We start from the raw sequence: 20989 nt of genomic DNA on the forward strand, positions 1-20989 counted from the left end.
ATAAAAAATGTTAAATATTTTTTTCAATGTCCGTATTGTTGGGAACAGATTTCTATGCTTTTTGATACGTCTCAAACAAACCAAAAATACATTGAAGATTGCGAAATTTGCTGTAATCCCATACAAGTATCGGTTAGGTCTAGTGCTCATAAAATTTAAGTTTTTTCGCTGAAAACATAGAATAGTGATAAAACGTATATAATTGATTATTAGGTATTTGTAAATATAGATAGTGTAGTTCATCGAAAAATGTTGTAGTTTATAGTCATTTTGATTATGTTTGTTATGTTATTGTGTCCCTCCACAAAAATCTACCAGTTATGAAGACACTTAAAATAACATTTCTTTTCTGTTTAATTTCGGCATTATGTTTTGCTGAAGTTTCTCCAAATCAAAAAGCAGCACTTGTAGATTTATTTAATGAAACGAATGGTTCATCTTGGAAAAATACCTGGGATTTGGATCAGCCAGTTTCAACATGGTTTGGTATCACTTTAGAAGATGATAATGTCGTTGAAATTAATATGAGTTTTAACGCGTTAGAAGGAAAATTACCAGAATCTATTTCAAATTTAAAATATCTAAAAGTACTTAACTTAGCTTTTAATAAGTTAGAGGGCGAATTACCAAAATCACTTACAAGTTTAATCTCCTTAGAAGAGTTAAAATTGTTTTCGAATAAATTTAGTGGACCAATACCTGCTGATATTGGGAATTTAGTGAACTTGAAAACCTTAGAATTATATAATAATGACCTTTACGGTGCAATACCAGATTCAATTGGTGACTTAACAAAATTAGAAAGCCTCATGTTAAGTAGTAACTTATTAATGGGAACATTACCATCGAGTTTATCGAAATTACAAGCATTAAAAGTTCTAAGTTTATTTGATAATAATTTATTTGGAACTATTCCAACGTCTATTGGTCAATTAACAGAATTAGAAGAATTGGTGTTGTCTAATAATGCTTTTTACGGAAATTTACCAGGTGTGTTGGTAGAATTAACGGGTTTAAAAACTTTACTTTTAAGTAATAATCAGTTTAAAGGGAATTATGCTGTTTTAAAAGAAGTATTACCAAATATCGTAGATTTTGATTTAGACGAAATTAATTTACAAGAAGCTGTAGCGACCTTAGATAGTGAAGATGACGAGGATTAAGACCTAAATAATAGAGGAAGATTTAAGTAGCGCTAATTTTTATTATGCGTTATTTTTTTGTTTAGTCTTTTATATATTAAAAAAAGTATTATCTTTGCAGTCCTAAAATGATTGGGTCGGCATTATGAACCGAGAGTTAGAAGCTAAGAAAATCATTTTAAATTAAAATCGCGGGATAGAGCAGTAGGTAGCTCGTCGGGCTCATAACCCGAAGGTCACAGGTTCGAGTCCTGTTCCCGCTACAAAGCTTTATGCTAATAAATTCAACGGATTGTGTCTCACAATCCGTTTTTTTATGTCTTCTATTTTCTTACTTTTACAAAACGTACACGAAAACGTACACGGTTTTCCAATGAAATTGAATTATTCCGAACCTAAAATTTATACTGGTGGTGTTGATATTAACACATGGTCTAAACTACCAAAAGCAACCCAAAAAGATGCTTTAAAAAAACATTGGTATGTCTATTACTCATTTAGAAACCCTAAAACAGGAAAACTTGTAAGACAACAAAATATAAAGGGAGGGATAAATAGACATAAGGATAAAGTTACACGATTACGTCTTCTTAATATCATGAAGAAAAGTTTATTGATATTATTAGATGAAGGGTTTAACCCCTATAAGAATAGTATGAGTTTAGCCGAATATATAGAGAAAAGAGAGAAAGGGCAGCACTCAGAAACGGCTGTAAAACAAAAAGTGAAACCTACAGTAGATAAAGAAGAGGATATGTCAATGTCTATTTCGCAATCTTTTGAACTAGTTCTTAGAACAAAATCAAAGGTGCTTAGCTCTAATTCTTATGTCAAGTTTAAAAGTCGAGTAAACAGATTTAAACGTTGGTTAGAAGCTAATAATTTCAAGGAAAAAGACTCTATCAATTGTATTACAAAAAAAGATGTAATACTATATTTGAACTCTGTGTTGCAATCTTCAAGTCCAAGAAATCGAAATAACACTAGAACCGACCTTGGTTCATTTTTTCAAACATTAATGGATAATGATGTAATACACAATAATTTTGTTAAGCAAATAAATGTTTTAAAAAGTACTCCCGAAAGAAATAAAACGTTTACTCCAACTCAGGAAAAAGAGATTTACGAATATTTAAAGAAAAATAAACCGACGTTATATTTATTTATAAGATTCATTTATTATAACCTATTAAGGCCTATAGAAGTTTGCCGATTAAAAATTGGAGACTTAGATCTTATTGATAAGAAACTATATGTTAGGGCAAAGAATCAGCCAGTAAAAGCAAAAATTATACCTGATATATTATTAGATGAAATTCCAGATTTAACAAGCTTTGATAAAGATGATTATTTGTTTACACCCGATGGAATTGGTGGAAAATGGGATATTCAGGAGATAAATAAAAGGGATTATTTTACTAAACAATTTAAAAAAGTAAAGGATGAACTGGACTATGGAACGAATCATGGTTTATATAGTTTCAGGCACACTTCTATTACTAAATTATACAAAGAAATGGCAAAAACAGCGCCACCTCATGTTGTTAAAGGTAGATTACTTTTAATTACGGGGCATGCAACTATGGGTGCACTCGAACAGTATTTAAGAGATATTGATGCGGTACTGCCTGAAGATTATTCTAAGCTACTTGAATAAATGAAAACAAATGTGTTTTTCTAATACTATTTTTATATCAAATGAACTTGCTAGAGAGATTAGACCAACTTATTGAAAAATTGAACAGTGAAATGTTACGGTTATACCATTTGGAAAAAAAGTATAGTTTAACTGCACTTGGGATAAATAAAAATCTAGATAAATACTCAAAAGAGGAGGTCAGCGAACTTCTATTAAAGCACAATATAAAAAAAAAAAGTGGTCATGGAATTATTTCATGGAACTCGGAATATAAAGAAGAAGTCTTAAATCATGTTTACCCTCAAATTTTACAAAATAATCTTGGAAACATTGAACTTTTAATACCTGAATTTAGACAGGAAATTGAAATAGGTAATTCAAAAAAGATTAATAAATTTTTATCTAAAAAATTAAAAGGACTTAATAAAAAAATTACAGGTCATGATGGTTTTCTATTTATTGATCCAGATTATAGGCAGAGGAAGAATAATCTTTTAAAAAATAGATTTGACGCTATTTGGAATATAAACGAACAGTTTTTGGCATTTCCTTTATCGAAAAGAAATGAAAATAGTTTTGTTATTTCTAGTTTAGATTATCCATTCATTGAGTTTGATATGCAACAATGGTGTGACTTGGAATTGTCATATCATTTAATACCTATTTTTAAGGAGGCTATGGGTGTTAAACCGTTAGAATGTAAAGAGTTAAAAAGTATTTATGTTGAATACGAGCATATCTTTAAGTCTTTTGACGCTTTTAATTTCACATATAAAACAATAAAAAACCTCAAAGAAAATATCCCATCTGAGATAGAGAGTCTCTACGAATTTCTTTTCAAAGAAATTTTAATAGTTAACCGAAAAACTAAATTTAAAGAATACCTATTAAACGCGCACGGTATTCAACAAACTAAGATTAGGGACTACACAAATTTGGTAAACTATCAACATGAAGATAGAGTCAAAAAATATCAAAGCGAATGGACAAAATTCCTCAAAAAAACCTAACTCTTCTATTTTAGGACATAAAATGCCTTTTACGGACATGAAAAGACATGTTTGAGACAAGGTATTGGACATATAAATCTTAATGAATTGCATGAAATTGCATTTATTAATACAAATTATATGGACACAACAATTAATTTAAGATTAGGTGCTGACGTTAAGTTGCAACTAGAAGAATTGGCTAGTTATAATATCCAAACACTTTCTCAATATTTGAGAGAATTATTAACGGACCATGTTCTTGATCACAATGAGGTTGATGATGAATTTTTTATAGATATACCAGATTCTGTAGAGATTTTCAAATCAAACGAACAAAAACCAAAGCGATATGAGCAATCATACGACTTCACATACTTGTTGACTTGGATTTTCTACAAGTCTATGAATCCTCAAGATTTTAATAACAAGACGTTATTAACATCTATAAAAAATAGGGTTGAATTAGTAATTAATGAAAGTTCTTTTTCTCAAGAGTTGAAGCTCGAGTTTGTTAAAATACTCAATGACCTTAATAGATTTTTAGTTGAGCCTAATTACGAGCACAAACAATTCTTTTTTTCAACAACTAATCACCCATTGTCATTCGATTATTTCAGACTCATGGATGAAATCTGGGCAATCAAATATTAGAAATTATGGATTGGAATAAAATGTTGAAACCATTTCAAGATGAAGTTTTACGTGAAATTAAGAATCAAGAAGCAAGTTTAGGTAATCAGCAAAGTGTTAATTACTGTTTAACGATTAAACCTGCAAATCAATGGGTTGATGAAGCTAAGAACCGTCCTATTCCTAACATGCTTTTCAGTGAGTTTTGGTATGAAAATGAACTATGTATTTTATTTGCTGACACAAATATCGGTAAATCAATTTTGGCAGTCCAAATTGCTGATAGTATAAGTAGAGGGAAAGCCATAGTAGGATTTAAATTTGAATGCGAGCCAAAGAAAGTGTTGTATTTAGATTTTGAACTTTCGGATAAACAATTTGAGAATAGATATTCTTTTAACTACCAAGATCATTATAAATTCGATTCAAATCTACTTAGAGCAGAAATAAATACAGATGTTGATATTCCTAAAAAGTATAATGGCGTTGAAGATTATTTAACTAATTCACTTGAGAAAATCATTATTGATAAAGATGCACAGGTAATTATTATAGATAATCTTACCTATTTAAAGAGTGATAATGAAAGAGCAAAAGACGCTCTTGCGCTCATGAAGATTTTGAAGCAATTAACTAAAAAAAGGAATATTTCCATACTGGTGTTAGCTCATACGCCTAAACGTGATGCTTCAAAACCAATTACAAAAAATGACCTAGCTGGTAGTAAAATGTTAATGAATTTTTGTGATAGTTCCTTTGCTATTGGAGGAAGTTCTTTTGACCCCTCATACAGGTATCTAATTCAAATAAAGCAGCGTAATACAGAACATATGTATCATCATAATAATGTGGTGGTTTGTAAACTTACAAAAGAATTTAATTTTTTGAGCTTTGAGTTTATTGAGTTTAGTTCTGAGATGGAGCATTTAAAGCAAACCAATTATAATGATTTTGAGGAGCGAGATGCATTAATGAAAGATTTAATTTCTCAAGGACTTTCTAACGTTAAAATAGGCGAACAATTGGGGTTGTCTGAAGGAGCTATTAGAAAAAGAAAAAAAGCATTGGGTCTATAATCAATGAATGCTAAGGATGTATATAATATAGCTACTGCACTCTCAAATGAAGAGTTATTTAAGCTATGTGATATGCTAGAACTTAAAATGCAACCAAAGACGCCTGCAAAACGAAAAAAGAAGCCTATGCCAGACTTCACAGTTGAAGATGGTATAGCGTATTTAATAAATAATCATTTTAATAAAGTGAGAAAACCTTAAATATAAAATTCGTACCACTCGTACCTTTTTTTCAGGTACGAATGGTACGAGATAGTAAAAATTATGACTTACAAATACACCTTAGATAAATCAAGCAAAAAATTTCAATGTCCATCATGTCTTAAAAAATCATTTGTAAGGTATGTTGATGTTGAAACATTAGAATATTTAGAATCAACCATTGGTAGGTGTGACCGAGAAAGTAAATGTCAATATCATAAATACCCTAGTGGAAATAAAACAATCACTAATATCAATAATTTGATTTTAGCTTCTGAAGCATCAAGTCATCCAGATAAGGTAATTGGGTGTTTCGGAAGAAATTATACTAATAACAATTTTATAAAATACTTGCAACAGCACTTTTGTAATACAGATATTAAGAATGTAATACGTAAATACTTTATAGGTACTTCAAGCCATTGGAATGGTGCTACCATTTTTTGGCAGGTGGATGAACAAATGAATATATGTGCAGGAAAAGTGATGCTTTACGACAAAAATAGCGGTAGCAGAGTCAAAAAACCATATCCTCATATAAATTGGATGCATCGTGTATTACAAATAGATGGTTTTGTATTACAACAATGCCTTTTTGGAATACATAATTTATGTGATTATGATAAAGGGAGCACCGTTTGCATTGTTGAATCTGAGAAAACAGCAATAATAATGAGTGTTTTATTTCCTGCTTATTTGTGGTTGGCAACAGGCTCTAAATCGAATTTAAAAGAGGAACTATTAAAACCGCTAAAAGGTTATAATATTATTGTGTTTCCTGATAAAACAGAATTTATCGATTGGAATACTAAAGTTATTCAATTAAAAAATAAAGGTTTTAACATAAGCTGTAGTGATTTTTTAGAGGATAAAAGTATCGAAGAAGGTAGTGATTTGGTAGATATGTTTCAGAAAATCAAGTTTGTAAGTCGTTTTTAAAATATAATTACGTAAAACCGTAACCATTAATTGAAAAAGATTCATATTTTAGACTTCACTAAGAATTATATGACATTTCTTTTACGTAAATGATATTCAACGAAGACTCTAGAGTTAAAATACCATCCATTTTACATTTAATTCAATTAGGTTATACTTACCTTTCATTAAAAGACAGTATTTGGGATGAAAATACAAATATCTTTACTGATATTTTTAAAGAACGTATTGAAAAGATAAATTCCTATTTATCAGAAAAGGATATCCAAAAAGTATACGATGATATTTCTATATCCTTGGAAAATGAAGATTTAGGACGAGCTTTTTACAATAAGCTCATAGATCAATCAGGAGTTAAACTTATAGACTTTGAGAATTTTGATAATAATTCATTCCATGTTGTAACCGAGTTACCATACAACAAAGACGACGAAAGCTTTAGACCAGATATTATTCTTTTAATAAACGGAATGCCATTGGTTTTTATAGAAGTTAAAAAACCGAATAATAGAAATGGTGTTCAAGATGAACATAGACGAATGCAAAGGCGCTTTCAGAACAAGAAGTTCAGAAAGTTTGTCAACCTAACTCAGCTCATGGTGTTTTCAAATAACATGGCATATAGTGAGGAGGATACGCAAATGTTAGAAGGTGCTTTTTATAGTACAACAAATTATAAAAAACCAATCTTCAATTATTTTAGAGAAGAAGAAACCTTTGATTTAAACAAGCTACTTCAACCACTTACAGGGGAAGATGAAAATTATGTTTTAAAAGACACCAACCTTCTAAGTATAAAAAGCAATAAAGAATACCAATCTAATAAAAGCCCAAATACAGCGACCAATTCTATTTCTACGTCTTTATTTCAGAGAGAGCGTTTAAAATTCATTCTACGTTATGCTTTTGCTTATGTAGAAGAAGAAAATGGACTAGAAAAACACATTATGCGTTATCCACAACTGTTTGCTACTAAAGCGATAGAGAACAAGTTGGAAAACGGTATTAAAAAAGGAATCATTTGGCATACACAAGGTTCTGGTAAAACGGCTTTAGCATATTTTAATGTAAAACACCTCACGCATTATTTTCAAAAGCATAATATCATACCAAAGTTCTATTTTATTGTAGATAGATTAGATTTATTAGCCCAAGCAGCAAAGGAATTTACAGCTCGTGGTTTAGTAGTGCATAAAGTAGATTCTAGAGAGGTATTTAGTCGCGACATTAAATCGACAAGCGTTTTGCACAACAGTTCTGGTAAGCCGGAAATTACAGTTGTAAATATCCAGAAGTTTAAAGATGATCCTGATGTTATTAAAAACAACGATTACAATCTGAGTGTACAACGTGTTTTCTTTTTAGACGAAGTACATCGTAGTTATAACCCTAAAGGTAGCTTTTTAGCCAATTTAGAATTGGCAGATAAGCATTCCATCAAAATAGGACTAACAGGTACACCTTTACTAGGTTCAGAATATAACTCTAGAACGCTATTTGGCGATTATATTCATAAATACTATTACAACCTATCTATTAAAGATGGTTACACTTTACGATTAATCCGTGAAGAAATTGAAACCAATTACAAGCTTGTACTACAAGAAGCACTCGAAAACATTAAAGTATTACAAGGTAATATTGATAAAAAGAAACTCTATGCAGACCATAGATTTGTAGAACCTATGCTAGACTATATTGTTAAAGATATGGAACAAGCTAGAATCTCTATGAACGATTATAGCATTGGCGGTATGGTAGTTTGTGATTCTTCTGATCAAGCTAAAATGATGCAAGAGATTTTTGACGATAAGTATGCTGATAAGTCTGATACATTATTTGATCAAGCAGCAGAAGAACCTGCTAGTTATGGCAACAAGAAAAAAGAAGAAAGCAAAGTAAACAAAGCACAGGTTATTTTACATGATATTGGCACCAAACAAGACAGAAGAGATTGGGTGTCCGATTTTAAAGTTGGAAAGCTCGATTTTCTATTTGTTTATAATATGCTATTAACTGGTTTTGATGCCAAACGCTTAAAGAAACTCTATATAGGAAGAAAGATAAAATCGCATAACCTACTGCAAACATTGACTCGTGTTAATAGAACCTACAAAACGCATAAATACGGTTATGTAGTTGATTTTGCAGATATACAGAAAGAGTTCGATAAAACCAATCAAGATTACTTTAATGAGCTGCAAAGTGAGTTAGGAGATGAAATGCAACATTATTCTAATCTGTTTAAAAAGCCTGAAGAGATAAAAGAAGAGATTGAAGAAATAAAGGATGTTTTATTCAAATTTGACACGCATAATAAAGAGGTTTTTACTCAGCAAATTTCAGAAATAAACGAACGTTCCGAAATTCGTCAAATTGCTAAAGTCCTAAACAATTCAAAAGAATTATATAACCTCATTCGTTTGTCTGGTAATTTTGAATTACTCGAAAAATTAGATTTTAGAAAACTATCTGTTTTAGCACGATTAACTAACGATAGGTTAGCCCTAATAAACACAAGAATTGCTTTAGAAAACAATGTAGATACCGATAACATTTTAAACACAGCTTTAGAAGATGTCATTTTTGCTTTTACCAAAGTGAAAGAAGAAGAAATGATATTGGCAGACGAACTGAAAAACACCTTAGGTAATACAAGAGAAATGTTAGCAGGAAACTTCGACCAGAAAGATCCTATCTTTATTTCTTTACGTGAGGAGTTAGAACGTTTGTTTAAAAAGAAGAATTTAAGCGAAGTCACTAAAGAAGAAATGGAAGCGAACATAACAGCTTTAAACGAAATCTATGACAAAGCCAAAAAGCTAGAACGTGAAAACCAATTACTGAAAGCTAAATACGATTACGATGCTAAATATGCACGTATTCATAAACGTTTAATGGAAAAAGACCCATTAACCGATAGCGAACGCAAACTGTTTGACGCCTTAATAGGATTAAAAACAGCAGTAGATAAAGAGATTTTGCAAAACTCTAAGTTATTAGAAAACGAGAGTTATGTAGAAAAAATGATGATGCGTTTAGTTGTTAGCCAATTTAAAAAAGAACAAAAAATTGACATTAATACAACTGATGTAAGACGCATTAATAGCCTTATAGTAAAAGAATACATGAACGAATACAACGGTTACGTTGCTTAATAGAAGTTAAAATATTAATTGTCGCAAAATATACGACAGTTCAAAAAAAAGTAAATGAGTAAGGATAGTCAAATAGTAATCTATCAAGATAAAGATTCTGGTATTACAATAGATGTAAAACTAGAAGGAGAAACTATTTGGCTAGACCAATATCAACTTGAAGCGCTGTTTGATACCGATAGAACTTCTATTGGTCGTCATTTAAGAAATATATATAGTTCTAATGAATTAGATAAAGAGGCAACTAGTGCAAAAATTGCACAAGTTCAACAAGAAGGGGAAAGAGAAGTTAAAAGGACAATAAATGTTTATAATCTTGATGCAATTCTTTCCGTAGGTTATAGGGTAAATTCTAAAAAAGGAACTGCTTTTAGAAAATGGGCAAATGCTATTTTAAAAGATTATTTAGTTAAAGGCTATGCGCTTAATGAAAAACGATTAGCACAAAAAGAACAAGAAGTAAAGCTACTAAAAGACGGGATTCATATTTTAACTAGAACAGTAAGCAAAGCTATTGAAGAAAAGGCTTCAGACAATATAATTTTAGAAACCTTTGCTAAAGGCTTAAGCTTGTTAGATGATTATGATCATGAAGAATTAGATGCTAAAGGACTAACAACAACAGAAGCTAGTTACCCTAGTTTAGACGATTATCAGGAGATAATTAATCAAATGCTAACGGAGTTTGATTCTGATGTCTTTGGAAAAGAAAAAGATAAAAGCTTCCAGAGTTCTGTGGCACAAATAGCAAAAGGATTTGGAGACGACGATTTTTACCCAAGCATAGAAGAAAAGGCAACCATGCTTCTATATTTAGTAGTTAAAAATCACTCATTTGTAGATGGCAACAAACGTATAGCTGCTGCTTGTTTTTTAAAGTTTTTGCAACAAAACAATATGTTGTTTAATAGTGAGCAACAACCCATAATTAGTAACGATACCTTAGCCAGTTTAACGCTGTTTATAGCATCTAGCAAACCAGACGAAATGCAAACCGTAACACGTTTGGTAATTAGTGTATTAAACAGAAATAACAGCAATTAAATAAGAGAGATTAAATATAATGACAAGTACCACACAATTTGAAACCCAAACCAAAGCACTTATAGACGACCTAAAAAGCGTCTGTGCCAATTACGGTTTAGGAAATGACGGCAACGAATTTAAAATAATAACCCAAGTATTTTTATATAAATTCTTAAACGATAAATACGTTTACGAACTAAAACAACTAGAACCCGAATTAGCAAAAGCCGAAAACTTTGACGATGCACTTAAAACGTATTCTGAGGACGATTTAGAAATGCTAACCATGCAAATAAGCGAAAATACCGCACGCATCGCTCCTAAAAACCTATTGTCGCGTTTGTTTGAGCAACAAAACAAAGACAATTTCGCTGCCATTTTCGATGAAACCTTAGTTAGCGTAGCTAAAGATAATATCGCTATTTTCTCGGTACTTACACAAGGTGGCGAAAAAGTAGTATTGTTCGAAAACCTAAGTAAATATGTTACCGATAAAAAAGATGATTTCTGCAAAGCCTTAATAAACAAGCTAACCACATTTAGTTTTGAACACATATTCACGCAAAAATTCGATTTTTTTGCTACTATTTTCGAGTATTTAATAAAAGATTACAATACCAATTCTGGAGGTAAATACGCCGAGTATTTTACACCACACGCTGTAGCCAAAATTATGGCTGCTTGTTTGGTTACAGGAGACAATGTAAACAACGTAACCTGTTACGACCCAAGTGCAGGTTCGGGAACCTTGTTAATGAATATTGCACACGCCATTGGCGAAGATAAGTGTACCATTTACTCGCAAGACATCTCGCAAAAATCGTCTGCCTTATTGCGTTTAAACCTTATTTTAAACAATCTGGTACATTCCATACAAAACATTATACAAGGCAATACTATTTTAAGTCCGTATCACAAACAAGACAACGGACAGTTAGAACAGTTTGATTATATAGTGTCCAACCCACCATTTAAGTTAGATTTTAGCGATTACAGTGCAGATTTAGACAGCAAAGCCAATAAAGAACGCTTTTTTGCAGGCATACCCAATATTCCTAAAAGCAAGAAAGACTCTATGGCTATTTACTTGCTATTTATACAACACATTATGCACAGCTTAACCCCAAAAGGAAAAGCGGCTATTGTAGTACCTACAGGTTTTATAACTGCACAATCTGGTATCGATAAAAAAATTAGACAAAAACTAGTAGAAAGTAAAATGCTAGCAGGTGTAGTGTCTATGCCTTCTAATATTTTTGCAACTACAGGAACCAACGTTAGTATTTTGTTTTTAGATAAAACCAATATAAAAGATGTGGTGTTGGTAGATGCCTCTAATTTAGGAACCAAAGTAAAAGAAGGTAAAAACCAAAAAACCGTTTTAAGCGAAGCCGAGGAACAACAAATTATAAATGTGTTTAATGCGAAAGAAGCCAAAGACGATTTTTCTGTTGTGGTGTCTTACGACGATATAAAAGCCAAAAATTACAGCCTAAGTGCAGGACAATATTTTGAAGTTAAAATAGAATACATAGATATTACTGCGGAAGAGTTTGCAGCTAAAATGAATGGGTTTGAAAGCAATTTAGAAAGCCTATTTGTCGAATCTAAAAGTTTAGAAAAGGAGATCCAAATGAACTTAAAGAGTTTAAAGTATGATTAATGATACTATTACTTTAGGAGAAATTAGCTTTGTTACGAAATTGGCAGGTTTTGAACATACCAAATATATACAACATAACGCTACACATGAAGTTAATGATGTTCCTTTAGTTATAGGAAAAAATGTCAAAGACGGAAAAGTAAGATATGTTTTTGATTGGTATATTCCAATAGAAATTTCAGATGCTTTACCAAGAAGCGTGTTAGACAAGCAATGTCTTGTAATTCCTTATGTTGGAAGTAAGTTAGGAGAGCTAGCTGTTTTTAGAAACGATTTCAAATGTCATTTAGGAAGCAATGTGGCTAAGGTAGAGCTACTAGATGATACTTTAGATATACATTATCTTTATTATTATTTATCGAGTAAATACGGTCAATTACAACTCTTTAAAGGTAAACAGGGCTCTGCTCAACCAAACATAACAATGACTTCAATTAGAGAAACTGTTGTTGTTAAGTTTGAAAAAAGTATTCAAAAACAAATAGCCAAAGTCCTTTCCGATTTAGATGCCAAAATAGAAGTCAACAACAAAATAAACCAAGAGTTAGAAGCCATGGCAAAAACGCTTTACGATTATTGGTTTGTACAGTTCGATTTTCCTGATGCTAATGGTAAACCTTATAAATCGTCTGGTGGCAAAATGGTTTTTAATGAAGTGTTGAAACGTGAGATTCCTGAGGGTTGGGATGTCAAAGAACTGGAATTTTGCGCAGATTTTAAAAACGGAAAAGGAATGAAAAAGAATCTTCTAGATGATAATGGAGAGTTTCCTGTTTTTGGTTCAAATGGAATTGTTGGAAAAACAGATAAATTCCTATTTGATAAACCTGTTATAGCAATTGGTAGAGTAGGTGCAAATTATGGGGAAGTACATTATTCAATTGATTCATGTTGGATTACTGATAACGCTGTTACGTCCCAACCGAAAAAAAATGAATATTTGTGGTGGCTATTATTAGCGTTAAAAGGGATTAATTATTCCAAGATTGCTGGTGGTTCTGCACAGCCACTTATTACACAAGGAAAATTAAAAGCCTTAAATTTTGCAATACCAAGTAGTGATTTATTCCAAAATTTTCATCAGATAATTAATCCAATTTATATAAAAATCAACAATGTTCTTAAACAAAACCAAAAACTCTCAGAGCTTAGAGATTGGTTGTTGCCTATGTTAATGAATGGGCAGGTGCGCATAGCGCATTCCCATGCAGATGGGAATCTTGGTGAGGTGGAGCAAGAGTTGGGTATGGTGGCTGAGGGTAATGAATCTTATAAAACGAAATAACAAATGTATTTAGCTTCTATTTACCTAGAAAACCACAATTTATTTGATAAGCCACAAACAATAAATTTTGGAGGAAGGTTTATTTATGATTTCTCAAATATTCTTGGAATTACTAGAAAACAAAATAAAAGTTTTATAGAGAATTTTTATTCCGTTGATAATTTAGAATTAGTATCCGCTATTGTTGGAAAAAATGGTACAGGTAAAACTACATTATTAAGAGACTTAATTGATTTTTTAAAAGGAAAAGGATATGGTTATAATTTTATCTTGTTTTTAGAAAAAGGGAGTTCAACGTACACCGTTAGTTCATCAATGGTATTTGGTTGTGATTTTATTGAAAGTTCTATAGACCTAAGTTTTGATACTTTATATTACTCACCATATTTAGACTTTAAAGAACCACTAAACGGAATTGATTTAAGTTATGATACAATTTTAGAAGAAGATTTTGAAGCTTCTAAAGGTAAGTTTTTAGGTAGTGAAGACATAAATCCTAAACGTTGGTTGAAATCTCAGAACTCTTTGAGAATACTTGAATTTCAGTCTTCTGAATATGCTTTAGGATTGAAAAGTTTTTTTGACTTTCCAGAAATTGAGCGTTCAAGAATTTCATTTATACGATACAAAATTGATGTAGATAATTCAAATGATAAAATTCAATTCCATAACACACCTATGGATTTGCAATATTCATTACAACCTTTATATAATTTAATTAGTAAAGAAAGAACAACTATTAATCAGAATAGATATGAAGGTTATAGCTTGGTTGAGCTTCAGAAAAATTTGTTTAAGAATAATTTAATTATGGATGTGATTTGTATGCTGATTAAGCAAATGGAAAAGACTAATCAGTATTTACAAGAGGGATTTCTTGAAATCAATTCAAAAGAATTTAATGAGTTAATCGAAAATTTGGATTCAAGAGAAGCCCTATTTAAATTTCTTGAACTTCACTATTTTAAAATAGGAGTTAATAAATCTCAAATTTTACCTATTGAAGAGACTAAAGACATGGTCAATTATTTATTTGATTTAATTGATAATTTAGAAGCTGAAAATGATAGAGATACCAGGAATTTTGATTGGAGTTATAAATCTATTTATTTGAATCTTGAACAAACAAGAAGATTAATTGAATATCATACTCGATTCTTAAATAAAGTAGATCAATATTATGGAGGTATAGAAGATACAAATGGAAAAGTTTTATTTAAAAAGAGTGAGCGTATAGAAGGATTAGTCAATTATGAACCTTCTGAGAGAGATTTGAGTTCTGGTGAAACAGCTTTGTTAAATTTTTATTCTCGAATTTATTATTATTTCAAAAAGCAATTAATAGATTTAGAAAGTATAGAAAAGAAAGATTTCTATATCATCTTATTAGATGAAGCCGATATGGGTTATCATCCAAAATGGAAAAAATCTTTTGTTAAATCCATTGTCTCTTTTTTGCCGAAGTTTTTTAAAACTTTGGAAGCAGATATTCAAATTATATTTACTACTCACGATCCGTTAACACTATCTGACATACCAAAGAATAATGTAACTTATCTTTCTAAGAAAGATAGTGGAGAAACCTATATACTTAATACGGATGAGGTTTGTCATAAAAAAACTTTTGGCGCAAATATTCACGATCTTCTTGCAGACAGTTTCTTTTTAGAAGATGGCTTCATGGGTGAATTTGCTGAAGAAGTAATTACAGATTTAGTTAACTATTTAACTTTTGACGTCGAAGAGGAAATTTCGGCCGAGAATGTTAAAAATATTAAAGAATGGAATGAGAAAAAGGCTAAAAAATTAATTGGGATTATAGATGAGCCCTTAATAAAGGAGAGAGTCCAATCATTATTTAATAAAAAGTTTCTGTATAATGACAAAGATTTGTTGCGATTGAAAATCAAAGAGTTGGAGGGTCAATTAAAAAAAATAAGTAATGAGGAGGATTAAAGTAACAAACGAGTTGCAAAATGAGGTTGAGATTTTTAATAAAAATCTTTTCATAGAAAAGAGAGACAAGTCTTTTGAGTTGCCCATTGATAGATTAAGAAAATTAAGAAATAAAAGGTCTCATAAATATAAAACTTATGTAAAGAATATCATTTTAAATTATGAAGATTTGCTAAATGCAAATCCAATTGAAATGAAAACTTTTATAACGAAGTTTAATAAAATATTAAAGCCTCATGAATTGGAAAAAAAAATAGGTTCATCTAAGATTAGTTTTCATGAGGAAGTTGTTAGGGCAATGAGATATGAAGATTTGAGAAGCAAAGAATTTCCAAACTATTTATTGAACTCAAATTTAAAAACATGTGTTTATTGTAATGCTCAGTCGACCTTAGTTATTGAAAAGAAATTCTATGACAAAAAAAAGCGAAGAGTAAAACAAATTTTAGCGAAACTTCAATTAGATCATTATTACCCGAAGTCGAAATATCCCTTCTTGTGTACTTCTTTTTTTAATCTTTATCCAACTTGTGCCAATTGTAATTTAGCTAAAGGGAGTAAAGAGGCTTTGTTTGAACTATATACCACAACTAATGATTTAGATTTATTTAATTTCAAAATTGATGATAAATCAATAATAAAATATTTAGTCAAGTGTGAATTAAAGCATCTAAAAGTGGATTTAGAATCGACTACAGGGGATTCTAATTTACTTAAAAATCATAATGAGTTGTTTCAAATTGAAGCGGTGTATGGAAGTCATGTTGATGTTGCAGAAGAACTTGTATTAAAAGCAAAAGCAAACCCACAAACTTATAGAAGTATGCTTGAAAAAAGCTACTCAAAACTTTTTCCCGATCCGACAATAATAGATCGACTATTGGTTGGGAATTATACAAAAGCAGAAGAACTAGGAAAGAGGCCAATGGCGAAGTATACTCAGGATATAGCTAGGCAATTGAAATTGATTAAATAACTTATGAGTATAATCCAATTACAAACTAATCAAGTTAAAGCACCTTATTTAGGTAAACCGCATTATCCCATTACAGGTCTAGATCAATTAGGTTTAAACATTACAAGTGAGCGTATCTTTGAATGTCTACTTCCAGGACTTAATAATGTAACACAACGTATTCGTTATTATTCGTTTTATAGTTGGTTTTTTCAATGGTATGCTGCACATATTGGTAGCACATCTGTGAAACAACAAAACAGTTATTTAAGGCGTGCAGAATTTATATTAGCACTTATTTCAGCGCATAACCAAAAAGGTGGTGTGCCAGGTATTACAAAAGCACAGCATATCTATGAAATTTCAGACGAGGTTATAGAATTAAAGAAGGGGACACAAGAAGGGGATACTAGTGTCGGTTCATATTGGAATAACAGTCGTGGCGTGCTTGGTCAGTATTATATTAGTTCAGTAAAGCAATTAGGGATTTTGGCAGATCAAGGCTCTATTAACGGTTTGTATATTCGTACTGATTTTGAGAATAAGACCAAAGTGTCAGGAAAAAAATTGGCTGATGCCTTTATAGAGAATACAGCGTCCAATCTTCCTGTTTTTATTAAAGCTATAGAAGATAATAGTATTTCTAAGTTAGCTTTAAATGACTTAAAAACGGATTTCGATATGCAACTTATTCCTAATAATAGCAATGAACAAAAATTATTCTGGCAATTGTTTTCTGGTGTTGATAACCCAAAACTTAAAATAGATACTTTTTATAGAAAAGAAACTATAAAATTGGTGTTGCAAAGTTTTAATGATGCCGATAACAACCAAAAGTATAATCAACTCCATGTACCTTTTTCTCTATATGATAAGCAATGGGATTTGCTAAGCACAACGACTGAGAAATTATGGTATTTGTATATGATGGAGCAATTTTGGAGTGTTGCCTGTACAAGTGCTCTTGATATTTTTTTATTAATACTTAAAGACGAATCTCATGATAATTGGATAGATGAAACAAAACTTGTTGACGGAATAATTAAGAAACTTGATGCTGTATTTGAATCTGAAAGTATGCAGCCTAAGCAAGATTTGTTTATTACAGAGCAGTTTATGGGTTTTTCGGTTCCTCAATTAATTGAATCAGCTCGTAAAGAGGAGGATCTGTTTGACAGATTGGGCTTTGTACTTTATGCAATTCAGAAGCTGTATTTAGAGAATTGGCTACATTATAAAAGTATTTTAGAGTTTGCTAACACTTTTAATATGCATTCAGCAAGTAGTTTTATCGTTTCAATGGCAGATATTGAATCTAAAAAACAATTAACCATTTCAGATTTTAGTCATTACTTTTTAACCCGTTACATCATTAATAGGCATTATTATGTAGCTTTAAGGAAATTGAGTGCAACTCAAAATAGTGCTAAGTTTTACAGAGAAGAAGGACAGATACGCTATGTAGATAAATTTATATATGGATATTCATCGCCTAGAATACACACTCTTGTTGATTTTTTAAAAGACCTTAATCTTATCCATAAAGATAAAACGGAACTTACCGAACTTGGTCAGCTAAAACTAGAAGCTTTATCTATATGATTATTGAAAGAGCTAATATTCTAGAACTAATAGGTACTGGTAAAAACAAATATCATAGTTGTGTAATAACCAGTTATAGTATGGATTTGTCGTTTTTTGAGCATTTGGTTTTACCCAAACTAAAAGCAGCAGGAGTTACTAATATTAATGTATTTGTAGATGCGGCAATGCTTGAGAAATATTTAGGTTCACATACGGCTTATAATCATATAAATTATAAAGTTAATTACAGTATTACACCAATGGATAAGTCAGGTGCTTTTCACCCAAAAATGATGTTTCTAGCGGGTAAGACTAGGGGGTATTTATCTATAGGTAGTGGTAATATAACATCCAGTGGAATGCTCTATAATGACGAAATATGGGCTTCATTTTATTTAGCTAATGATAAGTTAAAAGCACAGCCCATATTTAAACAAGCATGGAATTACATCCAAGATTTTGTAATACACAGTCATAGTATTAATAGAACTAAGATACAATGGATAGAACAGCATGCTAAATGGATACAGTCACTTGATAAAACAGATTCACTATTAGCGGATTTTGACAAGGATTCATACCAGTTCCATTACACAAAATCGACGGATTCTTTATATAATGAGGTTTTTGGTACTATTCAAAAACAACCTGAAAGCATTAAGGTTGTTGCACCATATTATAATAAGTCAGGTGCATTTATCGATAGGCTAATAAAAGATTTGCAACCAAAGGATATACATTGCATAGTTGATACGAGTCATGGTAGTTTACCTATTGATTTTAAGTTAGAAACTTGTCAATTCTCAGATTGGTCGCAAGTGATTGAGAAAGATGACTCAGATAGGATTAATAAATTACATGCTAAAGCTGTCCAAATAGAATATAAAGATTATACATTATTTATTCTAGGTAGTGCAAATGCGACATTAGAAGCTTTTGGCATTAGTGATAGAAAAGTTAAGAATGATGAAGCTGTCGTTGTTCTAAAAACAATAAAGCCTCGCGACTTTTTTGCAGAATTAGGAGTAGATATTCCTAAGCTAGGTACTTTGAAAATTAATGAATTAAAAACATTATCAACGGAAGAGAAGCTGACTAGTGAAAAAAGAATAAAATTAAGGCATGCTGAAACAAAAGGATTACAACTATTACTGTTTTTAGATAAAAATATTGATAAATCTGTAGTTGTAAAATTATATAGTGCTGATAATAGATTGTTAGAGGAAATTCCTGTTGTACAATGTAGCAAAGAAATCATAGTGAATATTAAAAATGAAGTCGATCTTTTTAAAGTAGCACTTTATGATGATAAGTCAGAAGAAAGACTTACAACTTTTGCAATTGTTCAAAAAAATGAGGTACTGCAAAAGTCTAATCCAGATGAAAGATTAGCAAAATTGCAAAGTTTTGAGCATTTAGATATTTTTAATGCTTTAGATTATGAATTGGTTTTAAATTTTTTAGAGGATGAGAAGGTTTTAAAGGAGGGTGCTAACACATTTACATCAGCACCAGTTAAAAATGTAGAGTCAGATAATGAAGGAGAAATTCTTTCTGAAAACGAGTATAATAAAAGGGCAAGTTTAACATTAGAAGATCAGGTGACGTCAGAAACTATAACGTCTATGGTTGAAGAGTTTTTAGATGTACTTAAAATAAGAGATAGCAACGAGGAATTATCAGACAATAATGAAGAACTAGCTATAGATGCTGGTGATGATGGCGTAGAAGAATTACCTGAGCTTAAGACACAAACATATACTGTTGACACAAAAGAGGGAGAACGTATTCAGCGTAAAATAAATAAAACACTATTGTCTGTTTGTGATTTAATAAGTAAACGTATTGATAAAAATAGACCTTTAGATGAGAGAACTTTAAATGCCTTCTACATTGGTTGTCATATTTTAATACATTTTTGGAATGAAGGTTATAATGAAGAAATTTGTAAAATAAAAATACGTTATCAGCAATTAGATGAATTATCAAAACTAGAGCGAAACTTTAAATTGAAAAGAACTGAAAGTCAAGTTGATTCTGTAGATCATGAAGTGAGTTATTATATTGACGTAACTAGAATCCAAAAACTACAATTTTTAATTGAGAATAGTAAAGGAGCATTTAAAATTACAGAAAAGCCTTCTGAACCTATTATGGTTAATCATAGTTTTATAACAATTAAGCATGTTAGTGATTTAGATAGTACAAGTGTTTTATCTATGGTTATTAAAAATGCTTTATGTCCTATTTTATTAGCATTAAAAGAGAATCATTTTCATATTAAGTTAAAGGATAAAATAAAACTCTTAATATTAGCAGACCAATTATTATCCACGGCGACTTGGTCATCAAAAATGATTTACTTTAAGGATTTGCTATATCTAAACATGTTCGAGTTATTGGCTATTGAAAATAAGGAAGCGGCAAGCTATACTAAGCATTTATCTAAAAATTCAAATGAAATGTTATCTCAATATTTGAGTTTTAAGAGTAAGCTTGAGAAAAATGAGATTGAGTCTGTTCCATTAGAAAATCATATGTGTAATAATTTAATATATAGTACTCAATTAGGATTTTGTAAACTAAAAACGGTTAGGAGTAATTTGAGGATTGATTTAGAAAGCCCAATTGGAAAAACTCTTAAAAACTGCTACTACTCAGGTTTTTATAAAGTTTTTATTGGTAAGAAAGTAAAAGTCTATTATTAAATTATAGAGTATGATTGGTATAGTTAAAAATGTTC

General features: G+C 30.7%; 16 protein-coding genes and 1 tRNA gene. All 17 read left to right on the forward strand.

Features of this window, described 5'->3' with window-relative positions; translation table 11 throughout:
• The 17 genes from HNV08_RS05560 (at window position 1) to HNV08_RS05640 (ending at window position 20954) form a co-directional block, all read left to right on the forward strand.
• Window positions 1-159, forward strand: a complete 159-nt coding sequence (locus HNV08_RS05560) for a CPXCG motif-containing cysteine-rich protein (RefSeq protein WP_173280579.1) — start codon at window positions 1-3, stop codon at window positions 157-159.
• Between the two features lie 161 nt (window positions 160-320).
• On the forward strand, window positions 321-1163 hold the full coding sequence (locus HNV08_RS05565) for a leucine-rich repeat domain-containing protein (RefSeq protein WP_173280189.1): 843 nt from the start codon (window positions 321-323) through the stop codon (window positions 1161-1163).
• Between the two features lie 169 nt (window positions 1164-1332).
• Window positions 1333-1405, forward strand: a tRNA-Met gene (locus HNV08_RS05570).
• A 53-nt stretch (window positions 1406-1458) separates the two neighbouring features.
• A complete protein-coding gene (locus HNV08_RS05575; RefSeq protein WP_173280190.1) occupies window positions 1459-2799 on the forward strand; it encodes a tyrosine-type recombinase/integrase in 1341 nt (446 codons plus the stop codon).
• Between the two features lie 41 nt (window positions 2800-2840).
• Window positions 2841-3791 carry a hypothetical protein gene (locus tag HNV08_RS05580; RefSeq protein WP_173280191.1) on the forward strand — a complete coding sequence of 317 codons (951 nt, stop codon included), beginning with the start codon at window positions 2841-2843 and terminating at the stop codon, window positions 3789-3791.
• A 51-nt stretch (window positions 3792-3842) separates the two neighbouring features.
• Entirely contained in the window at window positions 3843-4424 is a 582-nt protein-coding gene (locus tag HNV08_RS05585; RefSeq protein WP_173280192.1) for a hypothetical protein, read from the forward strand.
• 5 nt (window positions 4425-4429) lie between these two features.
• Window positions 4430-5479 carry an AAA family ATPase gene (locus HNV08_RS05590; RefSeq protein ID WP_241697185.1) on the forward strand — a complete coding sequence of 350 codons (1050 nt, stop codon included), beginning with the start codon at window positions 4430-4432 and terminating at the stop codon, window positions 5477-5479.
• Between the two features lie 3 nt (window positions 5480-5482).
• A complete protein-coding gene (locus tag HNV08_RS05595; protein ID WP_173280193.1) occupies window positions 5483-5680 on the forward strand; it encodes a hypothetical protein in 198 nt (65 codons plus the stop codon).
• A 63-nt stretch (window positions 5681-5743) separates the two neighbouring features.
• Complete coding sequence (locus tag HNV08_RS05600) at window positions 5744-6619, forward strand: DUF6371 domain-containing protein (RefSeq protein WP_173280194.1); 876 nt, start codon at window positions 5744-5746, stop codon at window positions 6617-6619.
• An 89-nt stretch (window positions 6620-6708) separates the two neighbouring features.
• The gene (locus tag HNV08_RS05605) at window positions 6709-9777 is read left to right on the forward strand and encodes a type I restriction endonuclease subunit R (RefSeq protein WP_173280195.1); all 3069 of its coding nucleotides are present in this window, start codon (window positions 6709-6711) and stop codon (window positions 9775-9777) included.
• 54 nt (window positions 9778-9831) lie between these two features.
• The gene (gene rhuM, locus HNV08_RS05610) at window positions 9832-10821 is read left to right on the forward strand and encodes a virulence protein RhuM/Fic/DOC family protein (protein ID WP_173280196.1); all 990 of its coding nucleotides are present in this window, start codon (window positions 9832-9834) and stop codon (window positions 10819-10821) included.
• Window positions 10822-10840: 19 nt separating this feature from the next.
• Window positions 10841-12466: an HsdM family class I SAM-dependent methyltransferase gene (locus tag HNV08_RS05615; RefSeq protein WP_173280197.1), complete on the forward strand. Its 1626-nt coding sequence runs from the start codon at window positions 10841-10843 to the stop codon at window positions 12464-12466.
• Entirely contained in the window at window positions 12459-13751 is a 1293-nt protein-coding gene (locus tag HNV08_RS05620) for a restriction endonuclease subunit S (protein WP_173280198.1), read from the forward strand. Before HNV08_RS05615 ends, HNV08_RS05620 begins: the two co-directional genes overlap by 8 nt.
• A 3-nt stretch (window positions 13752-13754) precedes the next feature.
• Entirely contained in the window at window positions 13755-15707 is a 1953-nt protein-coding gene (locus HNV08_RS05625; RefSeq protein ID WP_173280199.1) for an AAA family ATPase, read from the forward strand.
• On the forward strand, window positions 15694-16683 hold the full coding sequence (locus tag HNV08_RS05630; RefSeq protein WP_173280200.1) for a hypothetical protein: 990 nt from the start codon (window positions 15694-15696) through the stop codon (window positions 16681-16683). Before HNV08_RS05625 ends, HNV08_RS05630 begins: the two co-directional genes overlap by 14 nt.
• Before the next feature lie 3 nt (window positions 16684-16686).
• Entirely contained in the window at window positions 16687-18264 is a 1578-nt protein-coding gene (locus HNV08_RS05635) for a hypothetical protein (protein ID WP_173280201.1), read from the forward strand.
• Window positions 18261-20954, forward strand: coding sequence for a phospholipase D-like domain-containing protein (locus HNV08_RS05640; protein ID WP_173280202.1), 2694 nt, complete (start codon window positions 18261-18263; stop codon window positions 20952-20954). Before HNV08_RS05635 ends, HNV08_RS05640 begins: the two co-directional genes overlap by 4 nt.
• Window positions 20955-20989: the final 35 nt, after the last annotated feature.

The sequence above is a fragment of the Winogradskyella eckloniae genome, assembly GCF_013249045.1.
GTDB classification, from domain to species: domain Bacteria; phylum Bacteroidota; class Bacteroidia; order Flavobacteriales; family Flavobacteriaceae; genus Winogradskyella; species Winogradskyella eckloniae.